Here is an 11,174-nt window from a genome sequence, read left to right as displayed (position 1 = left end):
GAGGGATTATTCAGTTACGGTCCAGCAGCAGAGGCCGCAGAACGTGCAGACGCTAAAACTGGTGGCAATGCTCGTGACGTAATAGGTGATACCACCAACCCATTAGCAGGTAGCCCAGATAGCTACGCAACTGGTGACGGTCTAACTCGTGAAATAGTATTCACTACTGACAATATCGAAGAAGGTAATACACCAAACGATAAGATCGGTGATTTAGATACAACTAAATACAATGATCCAGACAAAGTTTACTACGCAAATGGTGAGGGATTATTCAGTTACGGTCCAGCTGCAGACGCAGCTGAACGTGCAGACGCTCAAACAGGTGGCAATGCTCGTGATGTAATAGGTGATACAACTAACCCATTAGCAGGTAGTCCAGATAGCTATGCAACTGGAGAAGGTCTAACTCGTGAAATTGTATTCACTACTGACAATATTGAAAAAGGAAATACCCCTAACGACAAGATTGGCGATTTAGATACAACTAAATACAATGATCCAGACAAAGTGTACTACGCAAATGGTGAAGGTCTCTTTGCCTACGGACCAGCAGCTGATGCAGCTGAACGTGCAGACGAGCAAACAGGTGGTAACGCACGTGATGTAATTGGTGATACAACTAACCCATTAGCAGGTAGTCCAGATAGCTATGCAACTGGCGAAGGTCTAACTCGTGAAATTGTATTCACCACAGACAATATTGAAAAAGGTAATACACCAAACGACAAGATCGGTGATTTAGATACAACTAAATACAATGATCCAGACAAAGTGTACTATGCAAATGGTGAAGGTCTCTTTGCATACGGACCAGCAGCAGACGCCGCAGAACGTGCAGACGCTCAAACAGGTGGCAATGCTCGTGACGTAATCGGAGATACAACTAACCCATTAGCAGGTAGTCCAGATAGCTATGCAACTGGTGATGGTCTAACTCGTGAAATTGTATTCACTACCGACAATATTGAAAAAGGTAATACTCCAAATGATAAGATCGGTGATTTAGATACAACTAAATACAATGATCCAGACAAAGTTTACTATGCAAATGGTGAGGGATTATTCAGTTACGGACCAGCAGCAGAGGCAGCAGAACGTGCAGATGCTCAAACTGGCGGTAACGCTCGTGACGTAATCGGAGATACCACTAACCCATTAGCTGGTAGCCCAGATAGCTATGCAACTGGTGATGGTCTAACTCGTGAAATTGTATTTACCACTGACAATATTGAAAAAGGAAATACACCAAACGATAAGATCGGTGATTTAGATACAACTAAATACAATGATCCAGACAAAGTTTACTATGCAAATGGTGAAGGTCTCTTTGCCTATGGTCCAGCAGCAGAGGCAGCAGAACGTGCAGACGCTCAAACAGGAGGCAATGCTCGTGATGTAATTGGAGATACAACTAATCCATTAGCTGGTAGCCCTGATAGCTATGCAACTGGTGAAGGTCTAACTCGTGAAATTGTATTTACTACTGACAATATTGAAAAAGGAAATACACCAAACGACCAGATCGGCGATTTAGATACTTCTAAATACAATGATCCAGACAAAGTTTACTACGCAAATGGTGAAGGTGTATACCAATGGAACAGCGGAGCACAAACCGATAATCCAAATGTTGCATTCCTTCCAGGTTACACAAGTGGTGATTCTTTAGTACAACATGAAGGTAAAGTTGTAGGTGATGGTCTATACGTATGGAACTCAGGTGCTGAAACTGAAAATCCAAACGTTGCATATGTGGACGGATATAAATCTGGCACAGGTGTATACCAATGGAATAGCGGTGCAAACACTGAAAATCCATTAGTTGGAACCAAAGGATCTTACTTCCATTTAGAAGCTTTATTCTTAGATGACAGAGTTACTACTCCAAGCGTTAACTTAGACGCTGAAGGTAAATACAATGACTGGTTATTTGATGATAACCTCAATGATATTAATGAAGCTAAACGTGACGCTGGTCGTGACTTTGCTCCAAGAATTATTGCAAGTTCTGATTTAGATTTTGATATCGACGGAACCATATCTATTGCCGCTAATGATAGTAATTTAGAAAACTATCTCAAAGGCTTTGGATTCTCATTACAAACTTGTGCTGTTCTAAATACAGGTTCATTATCAGGTCGAATTGATCTAGATGATGACGCACAAGCTGACTTAACTCGCTTATGTGCATATCTAAACAACCAAATTCGTAAAAAAGGTGAAATCCCTAATGTAATTCCTATCGATGTTCTACCTGCAGAGGTTGTTGCCAAAGTTCAACTTGAACGTAATAACAATCGTTATACTGCAGATATCGGAACTGTAGCTAGTACAGATAAATAATTAGTTAAATAGCTAATAATTTCCCCCTCTCTAGTTTTAGAGAGGGGGATTTTTTTATTTGGTGCAAAACTTAGAAGAAAATTTAGAACTAACCCTGTGAATATCGTACTTAAAATACAATAACAGCAATTTAAAGTCAAGTATTAATCTTTTTATAACTATAGCTTTTTTTTATAATTTATAAAACTTTTTACAAAAGTTATTGTCTAAGCATTAGCAAATTTAAAGAATATGAATTCTATGCCATAACATATTCTTTGTATTAATTAGTATTTCTATCATTAAAAAAAACGGGTAAAAATAAAACTTCAATTATTTAATTTAAGTTATATACGCGAACTTATTTATCTTGACTAGAAGTTGGGATGATAAGTTCGACCTATTTGGGACATAGAAAAAGAAGTTTTATTAATAAGAAAATAACAGATGAATAAAATTTACAATTTAAAATATAGCAAAGCGAAAAAACAACTAGTAGTAGTTTCTGAATTAGAAACTAATGCTGATGTTGGTGCTAACTCTACCGCTAATGGTGAAAAAGTGGTTAAATCTCCTAAAATTGGAGAAGGTCACTTATCATTAAGTCCACTTGCAAAAAATACGGTATTAGCTGGTTTAACTGCTGGTTTAACTGTAGCAGCTACTTCTTCTGCGCAAGCAGACGCTGCACGTACAGGAATGGACGTAGTTTCAGGTACTGTTAATGTTATTACTAATGGTGCGATTACAGAAATTACTAACTCTGCAAACGCTATTATTAACTGGCAAAAATTTAACATTAATGAAGGTGAGATTGTTAAATTTATCCAACAATCATCAGATTCAGCAGTACTAAACCGTGTCCTAGGTGGACAAATTTCACAAATTTTAGGTACTTTACAATCTAACGGTAAAGTATTTATTGTAAACCCAGCTGGTATTGTTTTTGGGGCAAATTCTACTGTTGATGTATCTTCTTTAGTTGCATCTACATTAGATATTACAAACGAAGATTTCTTAAAAGGTAACTACGTATTTAACCAAGATAAAGATAAAGCTATTGCGCAAATTCTTTCTCAAGGTGTTATTAAAGTAAATGACGATGGTACCTTAGCTTTAGTTGGTGGACAAGTAGTAAATACTGGTGTTCTACAAGCTAAAAATGGCTCAGTTTACTTATTAGCTGGTCAATCAATTACAATTCAAGATTTAGATAACCCATTAATTTCATATAAAGTAACTGCAGAAAACAAAGCAGTTAACTTAGGGGAAATTGTATCTAAACGAGCTACTTTATTAGCAAACAAAGTTGCTCATGGTTATACTTCAAACAGCGAATTTGCTGATATTATGTCTAACTATGCGACCTCAGCAACTAATGCAAAAATTAATGCTAATGGAGAAATCGTTTTATACGGTGCTTCAGTATCTGACGAAGTACAAACTACAGCTCAAACTAATGCACAAGTTTCTGGGCTTAAAAACTCTAAAGTAGTTGTTAATGGAACTTTAAATGCCTCTAATGCTTCGGCTAAAGGTGGTCAAATTACAGTTCTAGGTGATAGTATTGATCTTGAAGCTAATGCAACTTTAAATGCTTCAGGTAATCAAGGTGGTAACATTGTTATCGGTGGTGACAACTATGGTAATGGTACAATCAAATTAGCTAACACTACTAATGTTGCTGCTGGTGCTGAAATTAATGTATCAGGTGTTAAAGGCGATGCAGGTAATATTACTTTATGGGGTGATACTGCAGATGTTAACGGTAACTTCTTAGCTACATCTGTTTTAGGGAACGGTGGTTTCATTGAAACTTCTGGTAAAACAGTAGAGTTAAACAGTTCTACAATTGTAAATACAACTTCAGTGTATGGCCAAACAGGTAACTGGTTAGTTGACCCAACTAACATGTGTGTTTATAACAGTTCTGCAAGTACTAGTGGCTTTACATGTGGAGTTAGATACTTAGACGCAGACATTAGTAACTGGTTAAATAGAACCTATATGACCTTCTATACAGATGGTGATATCTATTTATTAAATGCAAACATTACTATTTCTAGCAACAATGCGTTAACCATCTATACTACTGGTGGTTCATACTACATTTACAATTCAACAATTACCGCAACTAAGAGCGTTGTAACTTTAACAGCATTACAAGGCTTTACAATGCAGAACTCAACTATTAACGCATTAACTTACGTTATTGGTTCTGCCGATGAAAACCCGTATAACAACGGTGTTTACTCATTTGACGTTACAATTAACAACTCAACGTTAAATGCTTATAGTACATCAGGTACAAGTTTTATTCGTTCGAATACTAAAGGTAACTTTACTATTTCGAATACGACAATTAACTCGACTAATTCAGCAGTTCAGTTTAAATACAATAGTAACCTTACAATCAATAATACAAATGTAAGTACTAAACAACTAACTGCTTTATCAGCAGGTAACTATGCTACAACGACTACATTAAATAACAGTAACTTTAATGTGTCACAAAACTGGACAATGGACCAAGCTAACACTTCATTAGTAGTGCAAAACTCTAATCTAAGTGGTAATGGTACATATACTTTCAATGTAGCTGATGTAACAGTTAACAATACAACAAGTAACGCTTCTGGTATTACTTATATTGCTAACTCAGGTGATGTAGAAGTTTCTAACTCTGACCTTTCATCAAATACAACAGCAAGCTTTATTTCGAAAAAAGGTGACGTTGAGTTCACTAACACTACTTTAAATATTGCTTCAGGTAACTTAACAGTTTCTGCTGGTAACAATACTACTCTTGATAAAAATAATGTAACTTTAAACATTAATACAAGTGCAAACGTTACAGTACAAGCAAATAATACGGCAACGATTCAAGATGTAGATATTGATGCGAATAACATTAATGTTAGTGGTGGTAATGTAACAGTTTCTAATACAACATTAAAAGCAACTAATGATGTAAATGTTAATTCTACAGTTAAAACTAATGTAACTAATGCTACTTTAAATGCAACTAATGTTGCAGTTTCTGGAGAAGGTGAAATTTCAATTGTAGATGCGCATTTAGAAGCAACAAACAATATTACCGTAAACTCTACTAACTCTACTGTTTACACACAAAATTCAACATATGATGCAGATAACTCTGTAATCATTGTGGCACAAAATAACGTTACTTTAGATAACCACACATTTGTTAATGCTTCAAATACTGCTGAAATCTCTTCTGCAAATGGTAGCACTAAAGTTGAAGGTACTAATGTAACAGCAGGTAATGTTGTTTTATCTGCAAATGAAAACTTAACTGTACATAACTCAAACATCTCAGGTGCTAAATCAATTAGCTTAAACTCAAATAACTCAGATGTTAATTTAACTGATGCTGCTTATGCAACAGGTGATGATTCATCATTTGTGGTAACAGCAGGTGGTAATGCTACAGTTGATGCAAATACAGCTAACTACTCATTTGGTAATGGTACTAACTTAACTGTATCTGCAAAAGGTAACACTACAGTTACTAACCTAGAGGTAAATACAAATAATGTTAACCTTTCAGGTGCGAATGTAACTGCATCTAACAATACATTTAACGGTACAGGTGAGTTTGTTGTAAATGCAACTAATAATGCAACTTTAGTTGATACTAATGTTAACGCTTCAAATGCTTCGGTAGTTGCAGGTAATGATTTAGCTTTAAACAACACTAAAGTTAACTCTACATCTGACATTACAGTTGAAGCTGGTAACAACGTAGCATTAAACAACGGTACAATTTTAACTGCAGATGCTAATGCAACTGTTAAAGCAGAAAACGGTTCAGCTACAGTTGAAGGTTCTAACATTACTGCAGGTAATGTAGCTTTAACTGCTAATGAAACTTTAACAGTTAATAACTCAAACATCTCTGGTACTAAATCAATTAGCTTAAATTCAAACAACTCTGATGTTAATTTAACTAATGCTTCTTATGCAACAGGTGATGATTCATCATTTGTGGTGACTGCAGGTGGTAATGCTACAGTTGATGCAAATACAGCGAACTATTCATTTGGTAATGGTACTAACTTAACTGTTAAAGCGGGGAACAACGCTGAAGTTTCTAACTTTGATTACAATGTAGGTAACGTAACTTTAGAAGGTAACAATGTTACTTCAACAAACAATACGTTCAATGCTTCAGGTGAATTCAAAGTTAATGCAACTAATGATGCGACTTTAGTTGATACTAATGTTAACGCTTCAAATGCTTCAGTAGTAGCAGGTAATGATGTAGCTTTAAACAACACTAAAGTTAACTCTACATCTGACATTACAGTTGAAGCTGGTAATAATGTTGCATTAAACAACGGTACAATTTTAACTGCAGATGCTAACGCAACTGTTAAAGCAGAAAATGGTTCTGCTACAGTTGAAGGTACTAACATTACTGCTGGTAACGTAGCTTTAACTGCTAACGAAACCTTAACAGTTAACAACTCAAATATCTCTGGTACTAAAGGCATTAGCCTTAACTCTAATACTTCTGACGTTAACTTAACAAGCAGTGCTTTAGCAACTGGTACAGATGCTAACTTCACAGTAACAGCTGGCGGTAACGCTACAGTTAATGCTTCAGGTGTTTCATTAGGTGACGGTACTAACTTAACTGTTAAAGCAGGTAACAATGCTGAAGTTTCTAACTTTGATTACAATGCAGGTAACGTAACTTTAGAAGGTAACAATGTTACTTCAACAAACAATACGTTCAATACTTCAGGTGAATTCAAAGTTAATGCAACTAATAATGCAACTTTAGTTGATACTAATGTTAACGCTTCAAATGCTTCAGTAGTAGCAAGTAATGATGTAACTTTAAACAACACTAAAGTTAACTCAACATCTGACATTACAGTTGAAGCTGGTAACAATGTAGCCTTAAACAACGGTACAATTTTAACTGCAGATGCTAATGCAACTGTTAAAGCAGAAAATGGTTCTGCTACAGTTGAAGGTACTAACATTACTGCAGGTAACGTTGCTTTAACTGCTAATGAAACTTTAACAGTAAACAACTCAAATATCTCTGGTACTAATGGAATTAGCTTAAATTCTACTAATGGTACAGTTGATGTAAATGCTTCAAACCTTGCTGCTGCAGAAGGTAATGTTTCTATTGCAAGTAAAGAAGGTACTAACTTAAATAACGGTACTAACATTTCTGCATTAGGTGATGTTAACTTAACTTCTTCTAATGGTTCAGTAAATGCAATTGGTACTAATGTAACTTCTACTGCAGGTAATGTAAACCTAACAGCAAGTGAAGATGTTACTGTAGAAAATTCTAACATCTCAGGTCAACAAGGTATTCACTTAAATGCTACAAACGGTTCACTAACTGTTGGTGGTTCACTATTAAATACTACAGGTAACTTATCATTTAACTCAGGTAAAGATATTACCTTAAATGATTTAGACCTAAATGTTACAAACTTTACTATTGATGCTAAAGGTAACGCTTCTTTAGGTAATACAAGCGTAGAAGCAACTGATGTAAATGTTTCAGGTAAAAATGTAAACATTACTAATGGTACTGTATTAAACGGTTCTAACAGTGCGGTTGTAACAGCTAAAGAAGGTTCAGTAGTTGTTACTGATAGTAACATTACAACTAACGGTGCTGCTGTAATTAACGCTACAGAAAATGTAACAATTGAAAACTCTAATATCTCAGGTGATAAAGGTGTAACAATTGATGCAAATGACACTGTAAATGTAAACGCTACAAATGTTACAGCTGAAAATGGTTCAGTGAGCATTTCTGGTGACCAAGGTGCTAACTTAGGTAACGGTACTAACGTAACTGCTTCTGATAATGTAACTATTGATTCTGCTAACGGTTCAGTAAACGTAACTGGTTCTAACGTAACAGCAGAAAACGGTACAGTTAACATCACAGCTAAAGAAAATACTACTATCGAGAATAGTAATATCTCTGGTAACACTGGTGTAAACGTTGATGCTGAAAACGGCACTACAACTGTTAATGCAACTAACGTTACAAGCGAAAACGGTTCTGTAAATGTAACAGGTAACCAAGGTGTTAATATCGGTAACGGTACAAACATTACAGCTGCAGATAACGTAACAGTTGACTCAGCTAACGGTTCAGTAAACGTAACTGGTTCAAACGTAACAGCAGAAAACGGTACAGTTAACATCACAGCTAAAGAAAATACTACTATCGAGAATAGTAATATTTCAGGTAACACTGGTGTAAACGTTGATGCGGAAAATGGTACAACTAACGTTAACGCTACAAACGTAACTGTAGAAAATGGTTCTGTTAACATTACTGGTAACCAAGGTGCGAACCTAGGTAACGGTACTAATGTAACTGCTTCTGACAATGTAACAGTTGACTCAGTTAACGGTTCAGTAAACGTAACTGGTTCTAACGTAACAGCAGAAAACGGTACAGTTAACATCACAGCTAAAGAGAACACTACTATCGAGAATAGTAATATCTCTGGTAACCAAGGCGTTAATGTAGACGCAGAAAATGGCACTACAACTGTTAACGCAACTAATGTTACAAGCGAAAACGGTTCTGTAAATGTAACAGGTAACCAAGGTGTTAATATCGGTAACGGCACTAACGTAACAGCTGCAGATAACGTAACTATTGATTCAGCTAACGGTTCAGTTTCTGTTATCGGTTCTAACGTAACAGCAGAAAACGGTACAGTTAACATCACTGCTAAAGAAAATACTACTATCGAGAATAGTAATATCTCTGGTAACCAAGGTGTTAATGTAGATGCTGAAAACGGTACTACAACAATTAACGCAACTAATGTTACTGCTGAAAACGGTTCTGTAAATGTAACAGGTAACCAAGGCGTGAACATTGGTAACGGTACTAACGTTACAGCTGCAGATAATGTAACTATTGATTCATCTAATGGTTCAGTAAATGTTACAGGTTCTAACGTAACTGCTAACAACGGTACAGTTAACATCACAGCTAAAGAAAACGTTACTATTGAAAACAGCAACATTTCAGGTAACCAAGGCGTTAATGTAGATGCAGAAAACGGCACTACAACTATTAATGCAACTAATGTTACTTCTGAAAACGGTTCAGTTAATGTAACTGGTAACCAAGGTGTTTACATTGGTAATGGTACAAATGTAACAGCAGCAGACAACGTAACTGTTACTACACCAAATGGTTCAATTTCAGTTATCGGTTCAAATGTAACAGCAGTTAACGGTTCAGTTAACATCACTGCGAAAGAGAACACTACTATCGAGAATAGTAATATCTCTGGTAAACAAGGTGTTAATGTAGATGCAGAAAACGGCACTACAACTATTAACGCAACTAATGTTACAAGCGAAAACGGTTCTGTAAATGTAACAGGTAACCAAGGTGTTAATATTGGTAACGGTACTAACATTACAGCTGCTGATAACGTAACAGTAGATTCTGCTAACGGTTCTGTAAACGTAACTGGTTCTAACATTACTGCAGAAAACGGTACAGTTAACATTACTGGTAAAGAAAATGTTACTATTGAAAACAGCAACATTTCTGGTAACCAAGGTGTTAATATCGACGCTGAAAACGGTACTACAACTATTAACGCAACTAATGTTACTTCTGAAAATGGTTCAGTGAACATTACTGGTAACCAAGGTGTTAATATCGGTAACGGTACTAACGTAACAGCTGCAGATAACGTAACAGTTGACTCAGCTAACGGTTCAGTAAACGTTACAGGTTCTAACATTACTGCTGAAAATGGTACAGTGAACATTACTGGTAAAGAAAACGTTACTATTGAGAACAGCAACATTTCTGGTAACCAAGGTGTTAATGTAGACGCAGAAAACGGCACTACAACGATTAACGCTACTAACGTTACTTCTGAAAACGGTTCTGTAAATGTAACAGGTAACCAAGGTGTTAATATCGGTAATGGTACTAACATTACAGCTGCTGATAACGTAACAGTAGATTCTGCTAACGGTTCAGTAAACGTAACTGGTTCTAACATTACTGCAGAAAACGGTACAGTTAACATTACTGGTAAAGAAAACGTTACTATCGAAAACAGCAACATTTCTGGTAACCAAGGCGTTAATGTAGACGCAGAAAACGGTACTACAACAATTAACGCAACTAATGTTACTTCTGAAAATGGTTCTGTAAATGTAACAGGTAACCAAGGTGTTAACATTGGTAACGGTACTAACATTACAGCTTCTGATAACGTAACAGTTGACTCAGCTAATGGTTCGGTAAACGTAACTGGTTCTAACATTACTGCAGAAAACGGTACTGTAAACATTACTGGTAAAGAAAACGTTACTATTGAAAACAGCAACATTTCTGGTAACCAAGGTGTTAATATCGACGCTGAAAACGGTACTACAACTATTAACGCAACTAATGTTACTTCTGAAAATGGTTCAGTGAACATTACTGGTAACCAAGGCGTGAACATTGGTAACGGTACTAACGTAACAGCTGCTGACAATGTAACTATTGATTCATCTAATGGTTCAGTAAATGTTACAGGTTCGAACGTAACAGCTAACAATGGTACAGTTAACATCACTGCTAAAGAAAATGTTACTATCGAAAATAGCAACATTTCTGGTAACCAAGGTGTTAATGTAGATGCAGAAAACGGTACTACAACTATTAACGCAACTAATGTTACTTCTGAAAATGGTTCAGTGAACATTACTGGTAACCAAGGCGTGAACATTGGTAACGGTACTAACGTTACAGCTGCTAACAATGTAACTATTGACTCATCTAATGGTTCAGTAAACGTTACAGGTTC

At 36.0% G+C, this 11,174-nt stretch carries 2 protein-coding genes; both read left to right on the top strand.

Annotation, left to right across the window (positions count from 1 at the left end; genetic code table 11):
• Positions 1 to 2,346: hypothetical protein (locus CJP74_RS08090; protein ID WP_222986859.1), on the top strand; the 2,346-nt coding region annotated here is incomplete at its 5' end.
• Between the two features lie 426 nt (positions 2,347 to 2,772).
• On the top strand, positions 2,773 to 11,174 hold an 8,402-nt coding region (locus CJP74_RS02645; protein ID WP_147397047.1), incomplete at its 3' end, for a hemagglutinin repeat-containing protein.

This window comes from Psittacicella melopsittaci, from assembly GCF_003585925.1.
Taxonomy (GTDB): Bacteria; Pseudomonadota; Gammaproteobacteria; order Enterobacterales; family Psittacicellaceae; genus Psittacicella; species Psittacicella melopsittaci.
This window is presented reverse-complemented; position numbering and strand designations above follow the sequence as displayed.